Source organism: Paenarthrobacter sp. 2TAF44 (assembly GCF_052114885.1).
In the GTDB taxonomy this organism is placed as follows: Bacteria; Actinomycetota; Actinomycetes; order Actinomycetales; family Micrococcaceae; genus Arthrobacter.
Genome location: NZ_JBFRFP010000018.1, coordinates 75,655 through 101,019, shown reverse-complemented (window position 1 = coordinate 101,019; position 25,365 = coordinate 75,655). Strand labels below are relative to the sequence as shown.

The 25,365-nt window shown below is 62.3% G+C and carries 21 protein-coding genes; 11 read left to right on the top strand and 10 right to left on the bottom strand.

Features of this window, described 5'->3' with window-relative positions:
• The first annotated feature begins 33 nt into the window (after positions 1-33).
• Positions 34-1,047 carry a Gfo/Idh/MocA family protein gene (locus AB4Z15_RS17625; protein WP_442005965.1) on the top strand — a complete coding sequence of 338 codons (1,014 nt, stop codon included), beginning with the start codon at positions 34-36 and terminating at the stop codon, positions 1,045-1,047.
• A 9-nt stretch (positions 1,048-1,056) separates the two neighbouring features.
• Complete coding sequence (locus AB4Z15_RS17620; RefSeq protein ID WP_442018315.1) at positions 1,057-1,929, top strand: sugar phosphate isomerase/epimerase family protein; 873 nt, start codon at positions 1,057-1,059, stop codon at positions 1,927-1,929.
• Between the two features lie 71 nt (positions 1,930-2,000).
• Here AB4Z15_RS17620 and iolB read toward each other — a convergent pair whose 3' ends face one another.
• Positions 2,001-2,894: a 5-deoxy-glucuronate isomerase gene (iolB, locus tag AB4Z15_RS17615; protein ID WP_442018314.1), complete on the bottom strand. Its 894-nt coding sequence runs from the start codon at positions 2,892-2,894 to the stop codon at positions 2,001-2,003.
• A gap of 17 nt (positions 2,895-2,911) precedes the next feature.
• Complete coding sequence (locus tag AB4Z15_RS17610) at positions 2,912-3,652, bottom strand: GntR family transcriptional regulator (RefSeq protein ID WP_442005968.1); 741 nt, start codon at positions 3,650-3,652, stop codon at positions 2,912-2,914.
• Between the two features lie 307 nt (positions 3,653-3,959).
• Here AB4Z15_RS17610 and AB4Z15_RS17605 point away from each other — a divergent pair, with 307 nt between their 5' ends.
• The 3 genes from AB4Z15_RS17605 (at position 3,960) to AB4Z15_RS17595 (ending at position 7,011) form a co-directional block, all read left to right on the top strand.
• Positions 3,960-4,955: a substrate-binding domain-containing protein gene (locus tag AB4Z15_RS17605; protein WP_442018313.1), complete on the top strand. Its 996-nt coding sequence runs from the start codon at positions 3,960-3,962 to the stop codon at positions 4,953-4,955.
• 64 nt (positions 4,956-5,019) lie between these two features.
• A complete protein-coding gene (locus tag AB4Z15_RS17600; RefSeq protein ID WP_442018312.1) occupies positions 5,020-6,072 on the top strand; it encodes an ABC transporter permease in 1,053 nt (350 codons plus the stop codon).
• Positions 6,073-6,084: 12 nt separating this feature from the next.
• On the top strand, positions 6,085-7,011 hold the full coding sequence (locus tag AB4Z15_RS17595; protein WP_442018311.1) for an ATP-binding cassette domain-containing protein: 927 nt from the start codon (positions 6,085-6,087) through the stop codon (positions 7,009-7,011).
• Positions 7,012-7,070: 59 nt separating this feature from the next.
• Here AB4Z15_RS17595 and AB4Z15_RS17590 read toward each other — a convergent pair whose 3' ends face one another.
• Positions 7,071-8,072, bottom strand: a complete 1,002-nt coding sequence (locus AB4Z15_RS17590; protein WP_442018310.1) for a LacI family DNA-binding transcriptional regulator — start codon at positions 8,070-8,072, stop codon at positions 7,071-7,073.
• Positions 8,073-8,229: 157 nt separating this feature from the next.
• On the opposite strand from AB4Z15_RS17590, the gene AB4Z15_RS17585 reads away from it, so the two are divergent.
• From AB4Z15_RS17585 to AB4Z15_RS17575, 3 genes are all read left to right on the top strand, one after another.
• The gene (locus AB4Z15_RS17585; protein ID WP_442018309.1) at positions 8,230-9,417 is read left to right on the top strand and encodes a Gfo/Idh/MocA family protein; all 1,188 of its coding nucleotides are present in this window, start codon (positions 8,230-8,232) and stop codon (positions 9,415-9,417) included.
• Positions 9,414-10,445, top strand: a complete 1,032-nt coding sequence (locus AB4Z15_RS17580) for a sugar phosphate isomerase/epimerase family protein (RefSeq protein WP_442018308.1) — start codon at positions 9,414-9,416, stop codon at positions 10,443-10,445. The genes AB4Z15_RS17585 and AB4Z15_RS17580 overlap by 4 nt, the downstream gene beginning before the upstream one ends.
• A gap of 84 nt (positions 10,446-10,529) precedes the next feature.
• A complete protein-coding gene (locus AB4Z15_RS17575; protein WP_442018326.1) occupies positions 10,530-11,552 on the top strand; it encodes a Gfo/Idh/MocA family oxidoreductase in 1,023 nt (340 codons plus the stop codon).
• A gap of 656 nt (positions 11,553-12,208) precedes the next feature.
• On the opposite strand, the gene AB4Z15_RS17570 is transcribed toward AB4Z15_RS17575, so the two are convergent.
• The gene (locus tag AB4Z15_RS17570; RefSeq protein ID WP_442018307.1) at positions 12,209-14,947 is read right to left on the bottom strand and encodes a chitobiase/beta-hexosaminidase C-terminal domain-containing protein; all 2,739 of its coding nucleotides are present in this window, start codon (positions 14,945-14,947) and stop codon (positions 12,209-12,211) included.
• Positions 14,948-15,237: 290 nt separating this feature from the next.
• Entirely contained in the window at positions 15,238-16,038 is an 801-nt protein-coding gene (locus tag AB4Z15_RS17565) for a gamma-glutamyl-gamma-aminobutyrate hydrolase family protein (protein WP_442018306.1), read from the bottom strand.
• A 74-nt stretch (positions 16,039-16,112) separates the two neighbouring features.
• On the opposite strand from AB4Z15_RS17565, the gene AB4Z15_RS17560 reads away from it, so the two are divergent.
• Entirely contained in the window at positions 16,113-17,246 is a 1,134-nt protein-coding gene (locus AB4Z15_RS17560; protein WP_442018325.1) for an LOG family protein, read from the top strand.
• Positions 17,247-17,255: 9 nt separating this feature from the next.
• Here AB4Z15_RS17560 and AB4Z15_RS17555 read toward each other — a convergent pair whose 3' ends face one another.
• The 3 genes from AB4Z15_RS17555 to AB4Z15_RS17545 form a co-directional block, all read right to left on the bottom strand.
• Positions 17,256-18,170, bottom strand: coding sequence for a matrixin family metalloprotease (locus AB4Z15_RS17555; protein WP_442018305.1), 915 nt, complete (start codon positions 18,168-18,170; stop codon positions 17,256-17,258).
• 115 nt (positions 18,171-18,285) lie between these two features.
• On the bottom strand, positions 18,286-19,173 hold the full coding sequence (locus AB4Z15_RS17550) for a matrixin family metalloprotease (RefSeq protein WP_442018304.1): 888 nt from the start codon (positions 19,171-19,173) through the stop codon (positions 18,286-18,288).
• Positions 19,174-19,255: 82 nt separating this feature from the next.
• Positions 19,256-20,419: a VIT1/CCC1 transporter family protein gene (locus AB4Z15_RS17545; protein ID WP_442018303.1), complete on the bottom strand. Its 1,164-nt coding sequence runs from the start codon at positions 20,417-20,419 to the stop codon at positions 19,256-19,258.
• Between the two features lie 256 nt (positions 20,420-20,675).
• Between AB4Z15_RS17545 and AB4Z15_RS17540 the strand changes: the two genes are divergently transcribed.
• Positions 20,676-20,870 carry a hypothetical protein gene (locus AB4Z15_RS17540; protein WP_442018302.1) on the top strand — a complete coding sequence of 65 codons (195 nt, stop codon included), beginning with the start codon at positions 20,676-20,678 and terminating at the stop codon, positions 20,868-20,870.
• Between the two features lie 110 nt (positions 20,871-20,980).
• Here the strand turns inward: AB4Z15_RS17540 and AB4Z15_RS17535 are convergent, their stop codons facing one another.
• Positions 20,981-22,522, bottom strand: coding sequence for a sodium:solute symporter (locus AB4Z15_RS17535; RefSeq protein WP_442005843.1), 1,542 nt, complete (start codon positions 22,520-22,522; stop codon positions 20,981-20,983).
• Between the two features lie 267 nt (positions 22,523-22,789).
• Here AB4Z15_RS17535 and AB4Z15_RS17530 point away from each other — a divergent pair, with 267 nt between their 5' ends.
• The gene (locus AB4Z15_RS17530; protein WP_017197669.1) at positions 22,790-23,365 is read left to right on the top strand and encodes a helix-turn-helix domain-containing protein; all 576 of its coding nucleotides are present in this window, start codon (positions 22,790-22,792) and stop codon (positions 23,363-23,365) included.
• 24 nt (positions 23,366-23,389) lie between these two features.
• On the opposite strand, the gene AB4Z15_RS17525 is transcribed toward AB4Z15_RS17530, so the two are convergent.
• The gene (locus AB4Z15_RS17525; protein WP_442018301.1) at positions 23,390-25,363 is read right to left on the bottom strand and encodes an amino acid transporter; all 1,974 of its coding nucleotides are present in this window, start codon (positions 25,361-25,363) and stop codon (positions 23,390-23,392) included.
• Between the last annotated feature and the right edge of the window lie 2 nt (positions 25,364-25,365).

Below are 25,365 nucleotides of genomic sequence, written 5' to 3'. Positions count from 1 at the left end.
GTAACAAGAACGAACCTCACGAAGGATAGAAAAGTGACAAAGATTCTCCGCGTTGCCGTCATCGGCGCAGGCCGCATGGGTGCCGATCACATCAAGCGCCTCAGCACCCGCATTCACGGCGCTGAAGTAGCCGCCGTCGTCGATGTTGACCTTGCCCGTGCGCAGGCTGCCGTTGAAGGAATCGACGGCGCCGTGGCGCTGTCCAGTGCCGATGAGGCGCTGAACAATGGTGACGTCAACGCCGTCCTGATCGCCACGCCGGGCTTCCTGCACGAGGAAATCCTGTACAAGGCGTTGGAGAAGGACTTCCCGATTCTCTGCGAGAAGCCGCTGACGCCGGATGCAGAAAGCGCGTGGAAGGTTGTCCAGGCTGAACTGGCATTGGGCCACAAGCGCATCCAGGTGGGTTTCATGCGCCGCTTCGATGCCGAGTACTCGGCGCTGGGTTCGATCATCCGCAACAGTGAATTGGGGGAGCTGTTGATGCTGCACCACCAGCACCGCAACCCGAGCACGCCTGAAGGCTTCACCAACGAGATGCTGATCAACGACTCCGTGGTTCACGAGTTCGACGCCATCCGTTACTTCACCGGCGAAGAAATCACGTCCGTACAGGTCCGTCTGGGGAAGCCTACGCGCAACGCCCCGAACGGCCAGCATGACCCCCAGCATGTGCTGCTTGAAACCGAATCCGGTGTGTTGGCCGACGTCGAGATTTACGTCAACGCCAAGTTCGGCTACCAGGTTGCCACGCAGGCGTCCTTTGAGGACGGCATTGTGAGCATCGGCGGTGACAGTGGCCCGTACATCCAGTCCGCTGGCAAGTGGGGCGGCAGCGTCACTCCGGGCTTCGAGGAGCGCTTCGGAGCAGCGTACGACGTCGAGGTCCAGGCTTGGGTTGATGCTGCCCTTCGCGGCGACATCGGCGGTCCCACCGCCTGGGACGGTTATGCCACCGCTGCCTGTTGCGAGGCCGGCGTCGAGGCACAGAAGTCGGGCGAAAAGGTCAAGGTGCAGCTCAACACCAAACCGGATCTCTACAAGTAAGGGATTGTTATGAAGATTGCCCTTGATCCCACTCCGTTCCACCACAGCCATACCCTGCTCGAGTTCCCGCGCGTGGCAGCAGACCTGGGCTACAAGTACCTGCAGATGACCCCGCATGCGGACCTCATCCCGTTCTTCAACCACCCCAAGGCTGACGACGAGCTTGTGGGCAAGTTGAAGGCAGCGTGTAAGGATGCCGGCGTCGAAATCGCCTCCGTCCTGCCCGTCCTGCGCTGGTCCGGACCCGATGAGGATGCCCGGGAAGCTGCCGTCCGCTACTGGAAGCGGGCCATCCAGATCGCCGTCGATCTTGGCGTCCAGACCATGAACACGGAGTTCAGTGGCCGTCCCGAGAAGGCCGAGGAGTCTGAGCGCGCGTTCTACCGCTCCATGGAGGAACTCCTGCCGATCATCGAGCGCGAAGACATGGATGTGCTCATTGATCCCCATCCGGACGACTTCGTGGAAGACGGCCTGGCCGCGCTGCGCGTGATCCGGGGCGTGAACTCCCCGAACATCGGCATGGTCTACGTGGCCTCGCACTCTTTCCATATGGGCAACAAGCCGTTGGAGATCATGCGTGCGGCCGGCGACAAGCTCCGCCTGGTGCACGTCTCTGACACGATGAACCACCACGCCTCACACGGCCTTCGGTACATCACCAACCCGCCGGGCAACGCTGTGCGCGTCCACCAGCACCTCAAGATCGGTGACGGGGACGTGAACTGGGACGACTTCTTCGGCGGCCTGAAGGAGATCGGGTTCCTGGACAAGGCGAACACCGTCATGGTCTCGTCAGTGTTCGCAGAGGACGAGAATGCCGAGGACGTTTCCCGGTACCAGCTCAAGACGATGAACGACTACATCGCCGGGACAAAATAACTAGTTTGTGTACAGCTAAGGCCCCCTGGACGTCATCCAGGGGGCCTTTCGCTGTGCACAGGCTCGGGAGGTTAGGCGCCGAACGGGAGCCTGGGGTCGACGTCCTGGCCGTCCCAGGTCTGGCGGATCCAGCCATGGTGGGGGTCGTCGCTGATGAGCCAGTCGCGCACGCGGCCCGGGCCTGCCATGACGTTCAGGTAGTAGAGGTCATAGCCCGGAGCTGCCATGGCGGGTCCGTGCCAGCCGTACGGGACCAGGACCACGTCACCGGTGCGGACCTCAGCCGAAACGTCGATGGGCCGGTCGTCGGAGGCGTAGACGCGTGCGTAGCCGATTGCGTCCGAGTCTGCGGGGGCAGGGGAGTCCGGGGCGACTCGCGTTTCGAAGTAGTAGATCTCCTCCAGGCTGGTCTCGCCCTCCTTCTCCTCATCGTGCTTGTGAGGAGGGTAGGAGGACCAATTGCCGGCAGGGGTGATGACTTCGCAGACAATGAAGCGATCAGCTTCCAGTGCTGCCGGAGTGCCGAAGTTGTGGACCTGCCGGGAGCAGTTGCCCGCGCCGCGTAGCTCTACTGGGGTCTCGGCCGCAGTGATCAGACGGGTAGGGTACCCGGCCTTCGCCGGTGCGGTCGCAACCGCCACCCTGCCGCCGTCGTGCGAGCTGATGGTGACGGCTTTATCGATGCCGGTGTACAGGACGTCACTTGGCCCGTGGAAAACCGACTGCCGGCCCGCGAGGCTGTACGCGTCGTCGTCGACCGTCACGGTAAACGAACCGCTCAACGGAACCACAATGCGCTCTTCCGCAGCTGCACGAAGTTCGACGGCGGCACCAGCTTCGAGCGTCGCAACCTTCAGTCCCGTATGGGCCCAGCCGTCGATCGCGAGAGTGGAATCGGAAGTGCCGAGCGAGATGTCCCACTTGCCGTCGGTGGCTGTTCCCAGCGGGTAGACCCAGTTGGCCATAAGTATGTGTCCTTGCGTTAGCGCTGTACGAGTGTCATTTCAAAGCTGTAGGAATCGGCGCGGTAGACGTGGTGGCCCGTTTCAACCATGCGTCCCGTGTCGTCCACCGCGGTGCGCTCCATGGTCACAAGCGCCGAACCTACTTCGGCTTCGAGGAGCGGAGCCTGGTAGTCGTTGGCGATCATGGCGCCGATACGCTGGGACGCCAACCGGAAATTCACGCCGCCGCGGCGAAGGATGGAATACAGTCCCTCGCTGGAGAGCTGGGCTTCATCCATGCTGGTGATGTCGTCACGCACCCAGTTCTCCATGAGCGCCAGGGGCTTGCCGCCAACTTTGCGCAGGCGGGTGAAGTGGTAGACCTTTGACCCGGGCGGCAGCTGAAGTGCCGTGAGGGTGGCGGCGTCGGCCTCCACGTGGGAGAAGCTGAGCACATCCGTGGTGGGTTTCTTGCCGTTATTGCTCAGGTCATCGTAAAGGCTGGAGAGCTCCAGCGGCCGCCGGACCTGGCTTGAAACAACCTGCGTGCCAACGCCGCGTTTGCGGACCAGGAGGCCGGAGCGGACCAGTTCGTCCATGGCCTTTCGCATAGTGGGGCGGGACAGGTTCAGCTGCGCTGCAAGGTCGATTTCGTTGTCCAACCTGCTGCCCGGTTCCAGGACGCCACTGTGGATGGCGGCTTCGATTCCCTGGACCACTTGGTGATAGAGCGGCACCGGGGACGAACGGTCGATGCTGAGGCTGAGTTGGTTCGCCACGGGATTCTCCTAGCCTGCGGAAGCCCGGCCGGGGAAGCAGTATCCCGGCCGGATGGATGAGTATGTCCGCCCATGTTCTCTTGATAGGACATACTGCCTTTTTCTGATAATAGCAGCCGGGCTGTGCTGGTCAAGGAAGTGACTTCCGCCCACGCTGCGGCGTCATCTACTCGAGGAACTTACGTAAAAACATCCTAATGTCAGGACAAACTATTGACAAAGTGTGAGACGAGTCACCATGATCGAGGTAGCAGGCGATCCGGCACGAGTCCCCGGACGCCCGAAGCTGACATCAAAGGAGATAACGGTGGCAAAATTCTCGTGGCGCAAAGCGGCGGTCGTCGCAGCAGTGGTTCCATTGGTGGCCCTGAGCGCCTGTTCGAGCCAGGGCGGCAAACCGGCTGATTCCGGGGGAGGTGCAGCTGCCGGACAAGCAGCCAGCACGGCACGCATCAAGGTGGCCCTCATTACGCACGCAGCGGCGGGTGACACCTTCTGGGATATTGTCCGCAAGGGCGCAGAGGAAGCATCAAGCAAGGACAACGTAGAACTCCTGTACACCAGCGATCCCGAAGCCGGGCGCCAGGCGCAGCTTGTTCAGCAGGCCATCGACCAGAAGGTTGACGGCATTGCTGTCACACTGGCAACGCCGGACGCTTTGAAGGATGTGCTGAAAAAGGCCAACGATGCGGGTATCCCCGTGGTGAGCCTCAACGCGGGTGAATCCGTTTCCAGCCAGCTGGGCGCTTTCACGCACTTCGGATCCAATGAGAAGCTCGCAGGCGAGGCGGTTGGCACGCGGCTCGCTTCAGAAGGCTACAAGCACCCCGTTTGCGTTATTCAGCAGCAGGGCCACGTGGGCCTGGAAGCTCGCTGCGCCGGCGTAAAGGCCAAGGTGCCGGCAACGGAAATCCTCTACGTTGATGGCAAGGACATGACCGCGGTCCAATCAACGGCCACAGCGAAACTCCAGGCGGCCAAAGATGCTGATGTGATCATCGGTCTTGGCGCCCCCATCACCCTCACCCTGCTCAAGTCAGTTAGTGACGCCAGCAGTTCGGCCAAGGTGGCCAGCTTCGACCTCAACGCCGATCTCGCCCAGAAGATCGTAGACGGCCAAGTGATCTTCACTGTTGACCAGCAGCCATGGCTTCAGGGCTACATGTCAGTTGACGCCCTGTGGCAGGCAAAGCGCGGCGGTTTCAAGATCGGCGGCGGACAGCCGGTCCTGACCGGCCCCACCATCGTGGACAAGTCCAATGCTTCCGACGTCCTCAAATTCGCCCAGCAGGGCGTCCGCTAGATCCCGGCATCAGGCTGCGCGGTGGGGAACCGCCGCGCAGCCTGAACAACAAGGAGTCATTCCCATGGCAAACACAGCAACCCTGCCGCCGGCGACATCGCCTGGTGATGAACGGGTAGGCCGCCGTAGTCCGGTCCAAAAGTTCCTGGCGAGGCCCGAGGTCGGTGCACTGGTCGGAGCAGTAGTCCTCTTCATTTTCTTCGCCTCGGTTTCCCAGACGTTCACCCAGCCGAACGCGCTCGCCACCGTGCTTTACGGGTCCTCAACCATTGGCATCATGGCGGTAGGGGTTTCCCTCCTGATGATCGGCGGTGAGTTCGACCTTTCCACCGGTGTGGCCGTGATCTCTTCCGCCCTGACCGCCTCGCTCTTCAGCTGGAACTTCTCAACGAATGCGTGGGTTGGTGTCACGCTGGCACTGGTTGTCTCCTTGGGCATTGGATTCATCAATGGCTGGATTCTCGTCAAGACCAAACTTCCCAGCTTCATCGTCACCCTGGCGACCTTCCTCATGCTGACGGGCCTGAACCTGGCACTGACCCGCCTTATCGGCGGCAGCGTCTCCTCGCCGTCGATCTCCAAGCTTGACGGGTTCGAATCGGCACGAGCGGTGTTCGCCTCCTCCATCAGCATCGGCGGCGTGGAAGTCAAGATCACCGTGTTCTTCTGGATCATCCTTGTGGCAGTGGCCTCGTGGATCCTGTTGCGCACCCGCGTTGGCAACTGGATCTTCGCAGTGGGCGGGGACGCCAATGCTGCCCGCGCAGTTGGCGTCCCGGTGACCAAGACCAAGATCGGCCTCTTCATGGCTGTCGGTTTCTGCGGCTGGATCCTGGGCATGCACAACCTCTTTGCCTTCGATGCAGTGCAGTCCGGTGAAGGTGTTGGCAACGAGTTCCTCTACATCATTGCTGCCGTTATCGGTGGCTGCCTCCTGACAGGCGGCTACGGCTCGGCCGTGGGTGGTGCTATCGGTGCTTTCATCTTTGGCATGGCCAACAAGGGCATCGTGTACGCACAATGGAATCCGGACTGGTTCAAGTTCTTCCTGGGCTTGATGCTCCTGCTGGCCACCATCGTGAACCTGATCGTCAAGCGCCGGGCAGAGCTCAAGTAAGGGGCCGGAACAATGAACGCACAACAGATCGACCAGCAGACACTGCTGAAAAACGAGAAGGACCCGTTGACGCACACACCCGTGCACCTGCTTTCGCTCGACGGAGTAGGCAAGCACTACGGCAACATCATCGCCCTGCGCGATGTCACCATGGCGGTGGACAACGGCCGGGTTACCTGTGTCCTGGGCGACAACGGCGCCGGCAAGTCAACGCTGATCAAGATCATCGCCGGCCTGCATCAACACGACGAAGGCACCCTGCAGGTGATGGGCGATGCCCGGAAGTTCAATTCACCCAGGGACGCGCTCGACGCCGGTATCGCAACCGTGTATCAAGACCTGGCCGTCGTTCCACTGATGCCCATCTGGCGTAACTTCTTCCTTGGCTCGGAACTGATCAGCGGATTCGGTCCGTTCAAGAGCATGGACGTCCAGAAAATGAAGGACATCACGCTGAAGGAGCTGGCCGAGATGGGCATCGACCTCCGCGATGTTGACCAGCCCATCGGTCAGCTCTCCGGCGGCGAGCGCCAGTGTGTCGCCATCGCCCGGGCCGTGTACTTCGGCGCGAAGGTGCTGATCCTGGATGAGCCCACAGCCGCGCTTGGCGTGAAGCAGTCCGGCGTGGTGCTTCGGTACATCCTGCAGGCCCGCGACCGCGGCCTCGGCGTAATCTTCATTACCCACAACCCGCACCACGCCTTCCCCGTGGGTGACCGCTTCCTGCTGCTCAAGCGCGGCAAGTCGATCGGTTATTACGACAAGAAGGACATCACCTTGGATGAGCTGACGGCCCAAATGGCCGGCGGTGCAGAGCTCGCCGAGTTGGCGCATGAGCTGGAGCAGCTCGGCGGGCACTCCGATGCGCTCGAAGAGGTTAAGGCCGAAGTGGCGGGTGTGGCTGACGCTGCACCGGAGGGTGCCACGAAGCGGCACTAGGGTTTGTTCGGCCGTCTTCTGCCCGGAGCGCCTGATGGCTCCGGGCAGAGCCGTGTCCTCTACTGAACCGGCGACGTCGTGCCGCGGAGTACCAGCGTCGGCTCGATGAGCTTCCGCTCCGGCTCCAACGTCGGATCCTCGATGCGGGCCAGCAGCCTTCGAGCAGCGTCCACGCCCACAAGGTCGCTTCGGTTATCGATGGACGTGAGGTTCAGGAAGCGCGACTTGGCTAACGGGGAATTGTCGTACCCGATGACCGAAATATCGTCGGGCACGGAAAGCCCACGGGCTTTGATGGCGGCGAAAGCGCCCAGCGCCATGGTGTCGTTGGCGGCGAAGATGGCGGTAGTGCCGGGGTGGTGGTCCAGAAGCCAGCAAGCGGCTCCGTACCCGTCTTCTTCAGACGTTCCTTCAGTCTCACCGATGACGACTTCGACGCCGGCAGCCTCCAGCGCGCTTTGGTAACCGGCACGCCGGTGTGCTGACGCGCCGTCGTACCCCGAAAGGTGGCCAATGCGGCTGTGGCCCAACCCCAGCAGGTGGTCCGCTGCCATGCTGCCCCCGCGGTCGTCGTCGTTGGTTATCAGGTCCGCGCCTGTCGGGACGCCCTTCCGCCATCCGGCAACCACGGTGGGGACCCACGTTCCAGCGAGCATGGGTTCGCTGGGCTCGGCGGCCAGAACCAAGGCGTCCACGTGCATGGCCAGGAGGCCGTCTGTGGCTTCCTTGATGCGGTTCGCGCCAGGCCTGGAGTCCGCGAGCAGGACGTGGTAGCCAAGATCCGAAAGGACGGATTCCATACCCCGGAGGAGATCGACGAACCAGGGGTTGCGGTAATCGTCGATCACCAGGCCGATGCTCTTGGTGCGGTGGCTGGCAAGAGTGGTGGCAGCCCGGCTTGGCCGGTAGCCCAAATCGTGTATCGCCTTTTGGACGGCCTGCCTACGCTTTTCGCTGATCCTCGCCGGGTCCTTGAGGAACAAGGAAACCAACGACGGCGAGACTCCGGCCTGCGTGGCGACGTCGTAGAGGGTGGGGCGTCGAGTCTGTGCGTTGTTCAACGGAATCGGTGTGCCTTTCGTGTCTGTCCTTGAGGATAGTCGCTTAAGGATTGACAGGACATATAGACATAGTTACGATCGAGCCCAGTGCAAAATTGTAGCGCTACAGAATGCCGTTCAGTGCCTGATGGCATGGCAAATTTCAAAGGAGAAATCAATGGCTGAAAGCCTCGGCGTCGCCGTCATCGGTGCAGGGATGGCCGGCAAAGCCCACGCTGCCGCGTACCGCACGGCATCCGCCCTCTACAGCCCGGTACTGCCACAACTCCGCCTCGTCTCGATAGGCGACGTGAACGCAGAATTTGGGTCCCTGGCTGCCCGGCGCTTTGGATACGAGCGCAACGATACGTCCTGGCAGGCAATCGCCGAGGCCGATGACATTGACGTGGTGAGCGTGGTCATCGCCAACTCCCTCCACCGCGAAGTCGTGGAAGGCCTGCTCGCCGCCGGCAAGCACGTGCTGTGCGAGAAGCCGCTCAGCGATACCCTGGCCGATGCCCGCGCCATGGCAGACGCCGCCCGGCAAGCAGAGGCACGTGGAACACTTGCCCGCATCGGCTTCACCTTCCGTCGGACTCCGGGCATCGCCTACATCCGTGACCTGATCCAGAACGGCGTTCTCGGGAACGTCCTGCACTTCAGTGGCAGGTACTGGACCGATTACGGCTTCAGCCCTTCGGCGCCCATGAGCTGGCGATACAAAGGCGGGCCCGGCTCCGGTGCGCTGGCCGACGTCGGAAGTCACCTTACATATGTATCCGAATTCCTGTGCGGCGACATCAAGTCCATCAGCGGTGGTCGGCTCGCCACAGCGATTGCCAAGCGCCCCCTTCCGCTGAGTGCCGTGATGGGTCACGATCACGTGGCCGTCAGCGACACGTTCGAAGCGGTGGAGAATGACGACTACGCAGCATTCAACGCAGAGTTCACCAACGGCGCCGGAAGCTTCGAGGTCTCCCGCGTTGCAGCCGGCCACGCCAACAGCCTCCAGTTCGAGGTCTTCTGCGAGAACGGCGCCGCCAAGTTCGATCAGCGCCGCCCGTCCGAAATCCAGCTGTTCCTCAACGACGGCTCAGGCAACGAGAACGGCTACCGCCAGGTCATCCTCGGCCCGGGACATCCGTACATCGCCGGAGGCCTCGCCATGGACGCCCCGGAAGTTGGCTTTGGCCAGAACGACGCGTTCGGCTATCAGGCCCGCGCGTTCCTCGAAGAAGTTGCCGGGCTCAACGCAGAAGCATCCCTGCCTCGCTGCGCCACCTTCGATGAAGGCGTCCGCAACATGGAACTCCTCAATGCCGTCACTGAATCCAGCCTGAACAACGGAAAGAAGATCACGCTATGAAGCTCGGCGTCTACAACGCGATCCTGCACGACCGGCCGCTTCCCGAAGCGCTGAAGGTCATCGCTGATCTTGGTCTCACTGGGATCGAGATCAACACCGGAGGATTCCTGCCAGCTGTGCACGTCCCCACCTTTGACCAGATTCTGGAAAGTGACGCAGCCCGCGACGACTACCTGGCGATCTTCGAGGGCACCGGCGTTTCCATCGCGGGCCTGAACTGCAACGGCAACCCGCTGCATCCCAAGCGCGAAATCGGTGAGAAGCATGCCGAAGACATCCGCCGCTCCATTCGCCTGGCCCATCGCCTTGGGCAGAACCGGGTTGTGACCATGTCCGGCCTGCCCGGTGGCGAGCCTGGAGCGAGCACCGTCAACTGGGTAGTCAACGCCTGGAACTCCGCGGCCCTGGACGTGCTGGATTACCAGTGGGATGTGGCCGCTGCGTTCTGGAGGGAAATGGACCGCCTCGCTGCCGACCATGGCGTCAAGGTGGCCCTTGAGCTGCACCCGCAGAACCTCGTCTTCAACACGGCCGATGTCTACAAACTCATCGAGCTCACCGGTGCCACCCATGTTGGTGTCGAACTCGATGCTTCGCACCTGTTCTGGCAGCAGATGGACCCTATGGCTGTGGTCCGCGAACTTGGCCCACTGGTGTTCCAGGCAGCTGCGAAGGACGTCCGCGTGAACAAGGACAACGCTGCGCTGTATGGAGTTTTGGACAACAGCTTCCGACGGCTTTCACCCGAGGAAAACCGCACCAACCTGGGCGGCGACGAGTGGGCCAACGAATGGCCCGAGAACTCGGCCTGGGACTTCGTTGCCCTGGGCTGTGGACACGACACGGCCTTTTGGACAGAGTTCCTCCGGGCGCTCCATGAGGTTGATCCCAACATGCTGGTCAACATCGAACACGAGGACGTTTCCCTGGGGCGCATTGAGGGACTTGAAGTTGCGGCAAAGGTCCTTAAGGAAGCCGATGCGGCATTGGAAGCGTCATGGAAGGCTGCCGCTGCCAATGTTGTTTGACAGGACAAACTGACAAGGTTTAGTGTCGCCTCAAGAATCCCTCTTAGGAATCAACTTCTGCTGCACTGACGGAGACAGATAATGATGAAGCAAGTGACCCTCGGCCTGGTGGGCGTTGGCCGGATCGGTGTAATGCACGCCAAGAACATCAGCGCGCTCAACCAGGTCCTGAACCCCGAAGGTATTCAGGTCCAACTCAAGCTGACCGACGTGGCGGAGGAACACGCCCGATCCGTGGCCGCCGAATGTGGAGCGGAATTCCTGGGTTCGGTGACGGAGTTGATCTCCTCGGGTGTGGACGGACTGGTGATCGCCACCGGCACGGCGACACACCCGGACCTCATCCGCGCCGGCGTGGATGCCGGAATTCCCGTGTTCTGCGAGAAGCCCGTGGCTGTGAATGTTGACCAGTCCCTGCCTGTCCTGGAGTACATCCGGGAGAAGGGCGGAACCGTGCAGATCGGCCACCAACGCCGATTCGATGCCGGCTACCTGGAAGCCAAGCGCGCCTACGAGGCCGGGGAATTGGGCTGGATCCACTCCGTCCGTGCCCTCACATGCGACATGACCCCGCCGCCGGTCCAGTTCCTGGCAACCTCGGGCGGCCTGTTCCGGGATTGCTCCGTGCACGATTTCGACATCCTTCGCTGGCTCACGGGCAAGGAAATCGTGGAGGTGTATGCCAAGGGCTCCAACAATGGCGACCCCGCAATCGGTGAGGTGGGCGACGTCGATACCGCCTTGGCAGTAGTAACTTTCGACGACGGCACGGTAGGCACGGTCTCAGCCAGCCGGTACAACGGGGCCGGGCATGATGTCCGCCTGGAACTCCAGGGCTCGGATGGCTCCGTGGTGGTTGGCATGGATGAACAGATGGCTGTCCGTTCGGCTGAGCCAGGGGTAGCCTTCCCGTCCGGCAACTCCCACAAGACCTTCGCCGAACGCTTCGACCAGGCCTACCGCTCCGAGATGGCTGCGTTTGTGGAATTGGTCCTCGGGGAACGCAAGAATCCGTGCACCCCCGAGGACGCCGTCGCTGCTTCCAAGGTGGCCGACGCCGCCCAGGAATCCCTCGAAACCGGCGTCCCGGTCCGCGTCGCCCCCTGACCTTCTCTCACATCCTGCGGCTTTTTCCCCGATCCTCTCTCACATCCTGCGGGATTGCCGGCGTTCCTCTCTCCCTTGCTTCAGGAAAGCCACGACGTCGGCACCTGACCTGAGTGCCGACGTCGGGACTTGCCGCGCGGGACGTGAGAGAGGATCGGCCGAAAGGGGCCTCGATGTGAGAGAGGATCGGGCGAAAGGGGCCTCGATGTGAGAGAGGATCGGGCGAAAGGGGCCTCGATGTGAGAGAGGATCGGTCAGGTAGCTGCTGTCAAGGTGGGCGGACGCCGCCCAGGAATCCTTTAAAACTGGCGTCCGGGTCCGCGTCGCCCCCTGATCTTCTCTCACGTCCTGCGGCTTTTTCCCCGATGTTCTCTCACGTCCTGATGGATTGGCGGCGTTCGTCTCTCCCTTGCTTCAGGAAAGCCACGACGTCGGCACCTGACCTGAGTTCGGACGTCGGAACCTGCCGCGCGGGACGTGAGAGAGGATCGGGCGAAAGGTGGCCCGACGTGAGAGAGGATCGGGCGGGAGAGGCGTCGATGTGAGAGAGGATCGGACGAGAGGGGCGTCGATGTGAGAGAGGATCGGACGTAGCTGACGCGGGCCGGATGAGTCTGGGGGAAAACTCCGACCCGCGCCAGGTCTATGGGGGCTGATCAGGCGATGACCTTCATGGCCTGCCAACCCGTGCCGAGGCTAACGGGCGGAACGTTGCTGAGCGTTCCGCTTCCCGATCCGGGATAGAGCCACAAAGTGTCTCCGATGCGGCCTACGACGTCGTTCTTACCGTCGCCGTCAAGGTCCCGTGGTCCGGCCAGCGCAGTGCGGGTTCCCCAGCCCGTCCCGATCTGCGTCCATTGCAGCCAGCCCCCGGAACCATTGCCCGGATATAGCCATAATGCGCCTGTATCAGTGCGCCGCGCCAGTACATCTGCCTTGCCGTCAGCATTGAAATCGCCGCTGCTGAAGATGGAGTTCATGACGCCCCAACCCCAGCCCACGGTATAGGGGGTCCGCTGTCCTCCAGCACCATTTCCTTCATACAAACGGAGGTCGCCGTTGCTGCGACGTGCCATGAGATCGGGAATACCGTCACCGCTGAAATCCCCTGGTGAGAAGATCTGCGTCATGGTGCTCCAACCGATGCTGACCTGCTTCCGGGCGCCAAAGCTGCCAGCCCCGTCACCTGGGTAGAACCACAGGACGTCCCCGGATCGTGCCAGGAGGTCAGGCTTCCCGTCGCTGTTGAAATCGCCCGGAGTGATGGTGTCCGTGTTGGATGACCAGGCCGGCGCAGCCAAGGCAAGCTGCCGTGGGCCGAGTCCACCTGCGCCGTTGCCGGGATACAGGTACAGGTTCCCGGCGGTATCAGCCGCCAGGACGTCAGCGCGGCCGTCACCGTTGAAGTCATGGGCCGACGGCGGTCCGGCTGCGGGAACGGTGTACGTCTGGGTAGCCACAGCCGAAGTGTTGCCTGCGGTATCCACGCCTATGTATTTGAGCGTCAGCGTGGAGCTGCCCATCACAATCGGGCTGGAGTACTTGATGTTGGTAGCAGACTCCGTGGCCGTGGGGGTGCTGCCGTTCGTCGTGTAATAGATGGCCGCCCCAGGCTCGTTGGCTGTCAGCGTGATCGTGGCGCCGCTGGCCAAGGCCCGTGAGGTGGGATTGGCCGTCACAACAGGAGCCGTCGTGTCCGGCGGGACCGTGTAGGTCTGCGTTGCGAAGTCGGAGGTGTTTCCAGCCGTATCCTTCGCGAAGTACTTCAGGGTCATGGGGCCGGGCCCATTGAACGTTATTGGCGCGGTATACACCAGTCCGGCTGTGAGGGGATCGGTGCCGTCTGCGGTGTAACGGATTTCCGCTGGTTCGTTGGCGGACAACGTGATGGTGGTACCTGCAGGATAGGCGCCCCCTACAGGGTTGGCTGTCACAACAGGTTTGGTGATGTCAGGGCCCGTGGAGTACGTCTGGGTGGCCACGACCGAGGAATTGTTGGCGCCGTCAACGGCGAAGTACTTCAGGGTCATCGGGCCATTGAGCGGGATGGGGCTGGCGTACTTGCTGCTCGCCGTCGTGGGGTTGCTGCCGTCCGTGGTGTAGTAGATCGTCGCCGTCTCATTGGCGGTGAGGGTGATGGATTGACCCACAGCGTATGTTCCACCCGGAGGCGTCGCAGTGACCACGGGGGCAACGTTGTCCGTTCCCAGGTACGCCTCAAACTCGGCCAGACCGGCGTTCGTGGTGGTGGAGCTGACTGAGGTGATGTTCAAACGCACAGAGCTCACGGTCTTTGCCGGGAAGTTGATGGTGAGTCCGGAGCCATTATTGGGAAGGGCAGGGACTGTCACTGTGCTTCCGTCCGAGAACAACAGGTTTCCTCCGGTGATTTGGTCCGAGAGGAGCGGCCGGTCGAACAAGGTCACCGAGTTGATGGTCCTTGTGGGGGAGAAGTTGTACTGAATCCAACTGCCTGCCTTTTCGCCGGCTGTTACCCACTCACGGGTTGCGTCCATGGGGGCGCCCCAGTCGTACCCATCCCGGGCCTTCTCCGGACTCTGGGCTGCTGCTTTCTGGGATGACGCCGTGACGGTGGTCCCTGCCGACTTAGCGGCGTTGCCCACCCACTCAATGGCTGTGATGTATTGCCGCTTCAGCCACTCGTCGTAGGGGGAATCGGGGCAACCTTCGCCGGGACTGCTGCAGATATACATGTCGAAATCCGCGAATCGCACGAAGGTGTCCACCTTCGCAGTGAGTTCAGCACCGGTCACGTTCTGCGGGTACTCGTCAATCACGTACGCATCGTAGGCCAGGGAAGTGTGGGGGCCGGTGTAGCTGCGCGTAGCCAACTGGGCGAATTTGGCGGTTGCCCAATGGTCGCTGTGGTCGTAGGGGTTGTTAAAATTGCCAGTCCAATCCTGGGTACGGAACGTGGTCGGTTGGAAGTTGGCCACCAGCCGGTTCAGTGCAGTCTGGAACTGGGACTTGGTGAACGTGGCGGCATTGTCCACGGGCCTGATGGAGGAAAGCCGTCCATCCCAGAGTTTGAGGATGCTCTGATCGTTGTACGCCGCACTGCCATCACCATTCGGGAAACCATCGGGCAGCCGCATGAACACTACCGAGATGTTTGGTGCGCCATTGAGGGTTTGCATCGTCAGCGGCCGGTTGGGAACCCCGGCGTCCGAGGTCGTCCAGGAATCAGACACTCCTGCCATCTTGGAGTAACTGGCCCTGATTCCGGCTTCCAGGCCCTTCCAGTACGAAGCGCCCTCGCCGGCCTCGCCCGCAGTGGTAAACACCGTTTGGACGCAGCGTTTGGCCTGGATATCCCTCATGAAATCGGGGCTCAGGAAAATCAGGTCATCGTCCGTGTGGGCAACGATCTGCATGGCCCCGCCGGTTCCTGCACACGGCGGTACGGCTGACACCGCAGGGGTAGCGGAAAATGCGACGAGCCCCGCGAAGGCCAGAGCCGGACTAAAGATAAAACCCAGAAGGCTGAAAAAATGGGCTTGCCGATTCGGACGACGGGCGTGTTTTGGACGGTCCACAACCATGCTCCTTTGAGCAGATGTTGGGCCCCCCAGCCGGCAAACTTACGACGCCCATAGGGACGTCATTCGAATGGAGTTATGCGCTAGCCGAGCTCTCAGAGGAACGGAAAGCGATGCAGTGAGCGCTACTGTACTCCTCCGGGCCGGGCCTGAACAGGGTTCCGGCACACTTCCACGAACGCTTTGAAAGGCGCCAACCGCTCCACATCCGGAAGCTGGGAAGCTTCCGGATGCCACTGCACCGAGGCAACCCAACGGGAAGGGTCTTCAAGCGCTTCCACCGTGCCGTCGTCGGCCATCGCCGTCACCATCAGGCCTTCACCCACCCTGGCCACCGCCTGGTGATGCCCCGAGGCGATCTTGATGGAGGTCCCTTCCGGTGCGCCGTAGAGCGCGGCGGTCTTCGAACCGGGTACCAGCACGACGTCGTGCCATGCCCACTCATTGGCCGCGGGATCGTGGGGATTCAATCCATTGTGGTTGACGGCCGACGGTGCCATGTCCTGGATCAACGTTCCGCCGTAGAGCACGTTCAGCAACTGGTGGCCGCGGCAGATCCCCAGCAGCGGAAGGCCGGCGTCAATCGTGGCCCGTGCGACGTCAATGTCCAGATGATCCTGTTCCGGGTTGACGTCATACACCGAATCCTCCGGATCCTGGCCATAAAGACGCGGTTCCAGGTCCCCGCCACCGGGCAGCAGCACGCCGTCGAGCGTTTTCATGACGGAGGCCAGACGCCCGGCGCTGTCGGCCGAAACGGGGGTCAGCAACACCGGCTGTGCGCCGGCTTCACGGAGCAAATCCACAATAAAGGTGAACAGTTGGTTGGCTTCGCCCACGCGGGCGTCGGGATTGTCCGAGCTGCTAAGGCGGACCGGAACTCCGATACGCGGCCGGGCGAAAGCGCCGTCATCTGAAGTCTTCATGCTTCATCATGCAACGGAACATCGCCCTGCGCGTAAACGGGACTCAGGCCGTTCGGCACTACTACGCTGATGCCATGAATCCCTCCGGTGCCTTGAACCCAAGTCCACGGACGCTCGACGTCGAAAGCATCGTCCATTTTGACAAGCTGGTCAGTTCCGGGGCCGGGTCCATGCACGGCTGGCACGCACAGTCGCTGGACCTTCGCGGACGCTCCCGGGAACTAAAAATGATGGACCCGCAGGGCGCTATCTTCCTGGGATGCACTTTCGACGACGGCATCGAGGAGAGCCTTCGAAGCCGCGGCGCGCTCATCTTTCCCAAGATGCGCGGCGTGCCGTTCAACCCGTATCGCGGCACCCTCTACACGGCCAGGGAACTCTACGAGGACATTTCCACTACCGAGTACGAAGCCACCCTGGACGCGAGGATTTATGAGTGGAGCATCCTTCCGGGCAAGCGGGCAAGCCTGGACGCGACGCTCGCCGCAGCCCTCCACGACCACGCCATTGGCGATGCCCTGGACGAACTGCTGCAAGACGGTGAGCTATCCGGTACCAAGCTGGTAGGCGTCATGGGAGGACACGCCGCCCAGCGCGGAACCAAGGAATTCGCCGACGCCGCGCGGCTGGGTCGCCAGCTGGCGCAAGCCGGATTCACGGTAGCAACCGGCGGTGGCCCCGGTGCGATGGAAGCAGCCAACATGGGCGCCTACCTCAGCGGACTGCCCGACGCCGATTCCAGCGCAGCGGTTCAAACGCTCGCTTCCGTACCGGGGTTCAGGCCCTCGGTGACGGCTTGGGCGCGGCAAGCAGCCGCCGTCGTCGAACGTTACCCGGAAGGCACCGCGACGCTCGGCATACCCACGTGGTTCTACGGCCACGAGCCACCAAACCTGTTCGCAACCCACATCGCGAAGTACTTCGCCAACGCGATCCGGGAAGCGATCCTCCTGGAGCTTTGCAACGGCGGGATCGTGTTCCTGCCGGGTTCCGCCGGAACCGTGCAGGAGATCTTCCAGGACGCCTGCGAAAACTATTACGGCGCTCCCGAAACCATCACTCCCATGGTCCTGGTGGGCCGCGATCATTGGGAACAGACCTACCCGGCGTGGCCGATGCTGCGGAGCCTCGCTGCCGGGAGGCCCATGGCGGAGAGGATCTTCCTGGTGGACACTGTGGAGGATGCGCTCGCAGTGGTGGCCGGCTAGAAATCTTTGCTAGAAGTCCTTACTGCAGGGGCCGGAGCCGAGTTGGGCAAGGCCCGTCTTGTCCCCGGCGGCGTACTCTCGAACCCACGAGGCTTGGTCGTACATCAGTTGGCGGGGGTCATCCACATGGTCCAAACCAAGAACGTGTCCGAGTTCGTGCATGATCACAGCTGTGCCCACTTCCTTGCCTTGGGGTGAGTCCATGATCCCGGCGAACTGGGGTGCATCCAACGATACCGAGCCAGTCACGTAGGCCTTATAGCCGTTGCTCAGGCCGATGGAAGAGCTTCCGCCCAAGCCGACCGTTTGCCCGGTCAGCCGAGGCACCTGCTCTGGTGTAGTCCAGGCAATGAGCACAGGCGCCCAGCGGTCACCGTAAGTGGTGGGCTGGTAGCCGGCCCTGTTGGTGCTCGGGATTTCGGACGTCGGACCGTCATAAATGAACTGCAGCCCGGAGGCGAGGCTGGCCTGCCGGACGGCGTCCTCCACCATGGAATACCAACTCGTTGGGGCCAGATCCGAGTTGACCACGTAGTGGATCGGTCTGCAAGGGGAGTATGCCAGGGGAGTTCCGTCTGCTTTGACGGCCAGGAATTTGTAGGAAGTGCTGGTTCGCTGCAATGGCGCCGGTGTGCCCAGGGGTGCGTCCGCTTCCTCGAAGCCGGGCAGCGGATCCTGACGCTGGCCAAAGGGAACCAGCCCGGGGTGCGGCGTCTGGCTCTGCGTCGTGGAATCGGACCAGAACCTTTGAAGTTCGCCGCTGAAGTAGGCGCCGGCGCAGACCAAAGCGAGGACGCCGATCAAGAACAGGATGGCCGCGATGCTGCTGTGTTTGATGGGCGGCCTGGGCGGCGGCGTGGCATGCTGCTGATAAGGCGGCGGGGGATAGGGGTCTGGCCTCTCTGGCGACCCATAAGGTTCCATCGAACCCCCTCACGGGACGGCCCAATCGGACGGTGAGCGCCGCCGTCGGCCGCTTCCGTCAGGATAGAACCGATGGCGCGGTGAGTCCATGGCGATTCATGAGAAGGTGCGCTGCTTAGATGTCCTTGCGGCAAGGAGCCGAGGCCAGGAGGTGAAGGCCGTTCAGGTCGCCGGCAGCCAATCCGTCAGGGGCGCCGATCTCCGGGTACATCAGCTGAACCGGATCATCAACATGATCCAAACCCATGACGTGCCCCAGTTCGTGCTGCATGACAGCCAGCACGTAGTCCGAACCGCCCTCCTGGGCAAGAAGCTCCGTCACTTGCGGGGTGTCGAGCTCCAGGCTGCCGGTGATGTAGCTCTTGGCACCGTTGTTCAGTGAGTACATGGTGCTGCCGCCCGTACCGATGACGTTCTCAGCCAGCGCCGGAGCCGTCTCGGGCGTCGTCCATGAAATCAGCAAGGGAGCCCACCGGTCACCGTATTTGGACGGTTGGTACGGTTCGCGTTTCGCTGTGGGAAGTTCGTCGGTGCTGCCATCGTTGACGAACTGGATTCCGGACGCCGCGGAAATATTGGCGATTGCTTTGGCAAGCAGGGCAGCGGTGCCCTCCGGTGCCGTGGCGTCGTTTACCACGTAGTGCAAGGGTCGGCACGGCGAGTACCCAACCGGAGTGCCGTCGTCGTTGGTTGCCAGGAACTTGTACGAATCGCTGGCGTTGGCTGGGGGCGGCGGCGATGCCAGCGGGGCGTCCGCCTCGTCGATTCCTGGAGGGGGCGCGTCCAAGGCCCGAGCCTGTTGGGTTGGGGCAGCCGTGGGCGAATTGGGCAGGGCCACGCCCGGAAGCAGGCTGGTAATGCGGGGATCACCGTGGAGCAAGCCGCTGACGAACACAGCCACGACGGCGGCGACACCGGCCGTGAGGACGCCGCTAAGAACCCGGAGGGTTGTGCCCGTACGACGGTGTTTTGGCGCGCGCAACAGCGGCTGCTCCGAATCCACGGTTCTCCATTCCCTACGCCCCGGTCACGCGGGGCCGCCCCGGTCACGCGGGGCCGCGCGGAGGACGAACCAACATTACCGCCTAGACGATCATCGTTCCGAACGCGAGGCCAAGCCCATAGGTGGCGGCCGCAGCACCCAGGCCGATCGCCAACTGCCGGAAGCCGCGGGTCAGCGGTGAGGTCCCGGACAACAGTCCGACGACGGCGCCAGTCGCCAGGAGCGCGACGCCCACCAGCACCGCGGCTACTGTCAGCGCAGCCACACCCGTCATGCCGAAAATAAACGGAAGGATGGGCACGATGGCACCAGAGGCGAAGAAGCAGAAGCTGGACATCGCAGCGCCCCAGGCAGACCCCACGGTTTCGTGGTCGTCGGCGGGTTGCTCCTTTTCCGGTTGCAAGGAAAGGCTTGGATCGCAGTCGCAACTGAAGAGTCCCATGCGTTCGGCGGCGCGGTGCTCGGCGGCCTCGCGGGTCATGCCCCTGGCCAAATACACCAGCACCAGCTCATTGTGTTCAATGTCCAGAGAAGGGGCGGCCGTGAGGGTAGCCTGCGTGGGCAGCGTGGCGTTGAGCAACTCCCGTTGCGAGCGGACGGAAACGTACTCGCCGGCGCCCATGGAGAGGGCGCCAGCCAGCAATCCTGCCACGCCGCTCATGAGGACCACCGGGCTGGGAACGCCGGTTGCGGCCATGCCCATGACCAGTGAAAGGTTGCTCACCAAGCCATCGTTGGCGCCAAAAACAGCGGCACGGAAGGTACCGGAGAGCCTGTTACGTCCGCGCGTAGCAAGGCCGCGGACAACTTCTTCGTGGATTTGTTCGTCGGCAACCATGGCCGGGGTCGCGGCGGGTTCGGCACCGTAAGGGGAGCGGCCTTCCGCGCGCTGAGCCAACGCGAGCACGAAGACGGAGCCGAAGTGCCGGGCCAGGAAGCCGAGTAGCTGGCTACGGGTGGAGGCTCCCTTCGGCATTCCGGCGTGTTCTCCGAGGAGCTTGAGCCAGTGTGCCTCGTGCCTTCCCTCTGCCTCGGCCAAGGCGAGCAGGATCTGGCGTTCCTCGCCGTCGCGACGCTGGGCGAGCTCCCGGTAGACGGCGGCTTCGGCACGTTCGTCGGCCAGGTATTGACGCCAGCGCCTGATGTCCGCAGGCGTGGGCGGGACTGGTTGGGGCGGTGTTCCGGATCCGGGGGTGGGGTCCGGAGCGGGGCTCGACGAACCGTGGGATTCCTGGTGCTTTTGCACTTTCTCTCCTGTGCTGGGTGGGGTAGTTGCGGCCCCATTGCAACGCCCACTGTACCGCTTATTGGCGCGGATTTTTGGCCGGTATTCCTTAGCTGGAATGTTCGGTGTGCCTTAATTCCGGGCGCGATCCTGCCTTGCTCCGGGCATGCCTTGACCCTCTTCAAGCACAGTGCTCAGATGGAAGGACAGGGGCGGGGGCCCTCCCCGTACTCGTCTCAGCAGGCTACTTGCCAGCCCACCAGACGGAGGTTGCAGTATGGACACCACCGAACCGCACGCCAACCACACGGAACGGGAGACCATCGAGTCAGACCCCGCTTACGACTACGCCGAAGACCAGGAAGTCGACGAACCTTGGGTAGAGGAAATCGACGTCCCGGATGACGACGAGAGGGTTGTCCCACTGGATGAAACCGAAGAATTCCGTGGGGAAGAAGACGAAGAATTCTAAGCGTCCTCGACGCGGGCCCCGTAACTCGGGAACCCAAGGTAAAGCGCGACGGCGACGCCGCCCCGAAAAGGGGCGGCGCCGCCGTCGAACATTACTTGGGGCTGGGCCGTTCAGCTGGCGTTGTGGCTGCTGACGGGGTGGGCTTCCAGGGGCAATTCGTCAGAGACTGCCCCGGCCACACGCTTGTCCCAAGCCGCCCGAACTTCGGGTTCGGTGGGCGGCGTGAGGAGGGAAATCACGACGTACGCCACGAACGAGGCAGCCAGGCCGTAGTAGATCGGTTCGTTGGCGTAGACGCCGTCGACGCTCGGGATGAGTCCAGTGGCGAAAAGAATCAGCAAGGCCAGAGTCAAAATGGAGCCCACTGCCATGGACCAGGCAGCAGCGATACCGGTTCCGCGCTTCCAGACGAGGCCGCCCAGAATCGCGACCAGGAGGCCGCCCACCAGGATGTCGTAGGCAATGGTGAGGGCAACCACCACGTCCTGCGCGGCCATGGAGATCAGCACCGCAACGATGCCCAGGCCAAGAACCCAGTAACGGTTGGCCTTGACGTCGTGCTCAGGGTTTTCGGTGTCGTCGGTGTTGATGGTCTTGCCGAACCAGCTGGCCACGAACGGAACAACGTCTGCGCGAGCCACGGTGGCGGCGGCAATCAGGGCACCTGAAGCGGTGGACATCATGGCTGCAACAGCTGCGGCCATGACCAGGCCGCCGATGCCGATGGGCAGGATGTTCGTTGCCACTTCGGCATACACCACGTCCTTGCCAAGGCTTGCCACATCGATGTTGGGGAGTGCTACCCGGGCAGCCAGGCCGATCAAGGCGCCAGCCACACCGTAGAGGATGCAGTAAACGCCCGCCGTCGCTCCGCCCCAGCGTGCAACCTTGGGAGTCTTGGCGGTGAAGACGCGCTGCCAGATATCCTGGCCGATCAGGAGTCCGAGTGTGTAGACGACGAAGTACGTGATGATCGTCTGGACACCGATTCCGTCAATCTGGAAGAAGCTCGCGTCGACGCGTTCACGGATGCCGTCGAGTCCTCCGGCTGCGTTCATGACGAAGGGGAGCATCAGGAAGAAGATGCCCACGGTCTTGATGATGAACTGGACCTGGTCGGCCAGGGTGATGGACCACATGCCACCGATGGTCGAGTAAACAAGCACAATTGCACCGCCGACGGCGATCGCCATCCAGCGTGGCCAATCGAAGAGGACGACAAAGATGGTGGCGTAGGCGCCGGTGGACGTGGCGCAGAGCATGAGGGTGTAGGCCAGCATCACGATGCCGGAGGTCTGCGTGGCCTTGCTGCCGTAGCGAAGGCTCAACATTTGGGAGACCGTGTAGATCTTCAGGCGCTGGATGGTGCCGGCGAAGAGCAGGCTCAGGAGGAGGACGCCGGCGCCGATTGCGACGACGAGCCACATCCCCGAAATGCCGAACTTGTAACCCAAGCCGACGCCGCCGACGGTGGATGCGCCACCGAGGACAACTGCGGCCATGGTTCCGGTGTAAAGGAAGGGGCCCAGACGGCGGCCGGCCACGAGGAAGTCGCTGTTGTTCTTGGTGCGGGACTTGCCCCACCAACCGAATGCAAGCATGGCAAGCAGGTACACCACCACAATGGCGATGTTTATGAACGATGAGTCCATGAGTGGCTCCTTGGAGCTGGTGCACGGAGGTTGGGGTTTTCGACGATACTCCTGGGAATCGCCGAAGTCTCCGTGCTGATGATGGGAGATTGGGTTCGTGTTGTGTGCCTCACAGACAACACTTGTTGCCTATGAGGATATGTTGTGATGGGAGTAACAGTCAAGGGGCTTTGGTCATCGTTGGGCTGTTTGTGGCTCCCACAGCGTGGGATCCCGCTACTATTGCTGCAATGACAGGGCCCAATGACAGGCCTGAAAGGTTCGTGAATGAAGGCTCTCCCCGTTGAACCAAGCAACGTTCCCGTTGCCATTGGTTCCAGAATCCGCGCAGCCCGCCAGGCGCAGCGCCTCACCATCGAACAAGTGGCGGACGCCACGGGGCTGACCAAGGGTTTCCTCAGCCGTGTCGAGAGGGACCTGACATCGCCGTCGGTCGCTTCCCTCGTAACCCTTTGCCAGGTCTTGTCAGTTTCGGTGGGAGACTTGTTTGCCGCTCCGGAAACGCACCTCACCAGGCGCGACGACGGTCCACGGATTTCCCTGGGTGGCCAGGGCATTGTGGAGCGTTTGTTGACTGCCCGATCGGAGCGGCGCCTGCAGATCCTTCAGGCCACCATCGAACCGCGGGGCCGTGGCGAGAACGAGCTATACGCCGTGGACTGCGACGTTGACGTCCTGCACGTGGTGAAGGGGCGCATCAAACTCATCCTGACCAACGAGGAGTATGACCTCGAAGAAGGGGACACCCTCTCCTTCCCAGGCAGGGAACCCCATACCTGGGTCAATCCCACGGACGAAACCGTCGAGGTCCTCTGGGTTCTGGTGCCCGCAGCGAGCCGCTAGGTCTTTCCAAGCAACGCGGCGCAGTCAGCCCACGTGGACCCAGGGCCGGCGGGTGATGTCTGGCTCAGCTTCACGCAGTACCTCGCGAGTCACCGGCGCGATCTCGCCCTCGCCGAAGAACAGGAACTTGCTGAGGTTGGAGATCGGATTGCCCTCGGTCCAGCGGAAGTAGATGTGCGGCATGAAACCGGTGACGTCGCGGATGTGAAGCAAGACGGCGGCAAGGGTGTTGGGCACGTTGTTGCTGTGGACTTCCAGGATCTTGAACCCGTGCCGGAGTTTGCCCACTACTTGGAGCTCCTGCTCGAAGTCTGAGCTGTCATCCACGATGATTTCGATGAACACTGCATCGCAATCCAACGGCAGGTGGTTGGCCTGTTGCGCGTGCTGGAGCTTCTCGCGGTACCGCCCGGCGCTGAGGTGCTTTGGTTCATGGGCGATGATCCGGACCGGTCCGTCCACGTTATTCGCAGTGAATTCGAGGGCGGCCTGGTCCATCTTGATATGCGTGGCCCGGAGCTCGAAGGCACGCCGGATCCGGGAAATGAAGCTCACCACCATGATGGCCAGAATGAACAGTGCGGCGATCTTCAGGCCGTCCGGACGCTCGATCGAGTTGACCACGGTGGTGTAGATGAAGACCAAGGAAACCACGCCGAAGCCGATGACCTGTGCCCGCTGCTTCTTTCGCCGGGCGGACAGTGTCACGGCGATGGAGGCGGAGGTGATCAAGACGAGTACACCCGTGGCATAGGCGCCACCCTGTGCGTTGACGTCGGCTTGGAAAATAATCGTCACGATGAAGGCGATGACTGTGAAGACCAGGACGAGTGGACGCAGTGCGCGTACCCATGCTGGAGCCATGCCGTAACGCGGCAGGTACCTGGGGACCAGGTTCAGTAGGCCTGCCATGGCCGAGGCTCCGGCAAACCACAGGATAGCGATGGTGCTGACGTCGTAGACCGTGCCGAATCCATCGCCCAGGAACTTGTGGGCGAGGAAGGCGAGGGCACGTCCATCAGCCTTGCCGCCTGGTTCGAATTCTGCGGCCGGGATCAGCATGACGGTGGTGAAGCTGGACGTGATGAGGAACGAGCTCATGATGATGGCGGCGGTGGTCAGGAGCTTGTGGGCGCCCTTGATCCGGCCCGCTGGTTTGGCTTCAGTATCGGAGGGATGTCCCTTGATCTGCGGCATGACCGCGACGCCGGTCTCGAACCCCGAGAGGCCAAGGGCCAACCGTGGGAACACCAGAAGCGCAAGGGCAATCATCAGGATGGGATCCCCGTGGGACGTGTTCAGCGCGGTCCACCAGTCAGAGATGACACGGGCCTCCGTGAACACGTGGCTGATGGAGACGATGACCACCACGAGGTTCAGTGCGAGGAAGGCGGCGACCAGGACGACGGCCACGTTGATGGCTTCTTTGAATCCGCGCAGGAAGACGATGCCCAGTCCTGCAATCAGGGCCAGGGTGATGACAACCTGCTGGCCTTCCAGGAAGTGCGGAGCAAAGGGGTTCTCAATGAGGTGCGCGGTCGCGTCGGCGGCGGAGAGGGTGATGGTGATCATGAAATCCGTGGCCGCAAAACCGAGGAGCGCCAGGACGAACAACTTGCCGCCCCATCGAGGAAGTAGGCGCTCCAGCATGGCAATGGAACCCTCGCCCCGAGGACTTTCCCTGGCAACGCGACGGTATACAGGCAGTGCGCCAGCCAGGGTGACGAAGACCAGGAGCAGCGTGGCCAACGGCGACAGCAAGCCGGCAGCCAGGGCAGCGATTGCAGGCTGGTAGCCCAGAGTCGAGAAGTAGTCCAGGCCCGTCAGGCACATGACCTTCCACCAAGCTTGCGGTTTGTGGGCTTCCGCTGGCTGTCCGTGCGGACCCTGCCGCTTGCCCGAGGTATCCGGCATTCCTTCCAGCAGCCACGATTTAAGGTGGAATGCCTTTTTGAGTCGGTCTGCAGGATCGGCCGGCGGCCTGGTCAGGGTGGTCACGT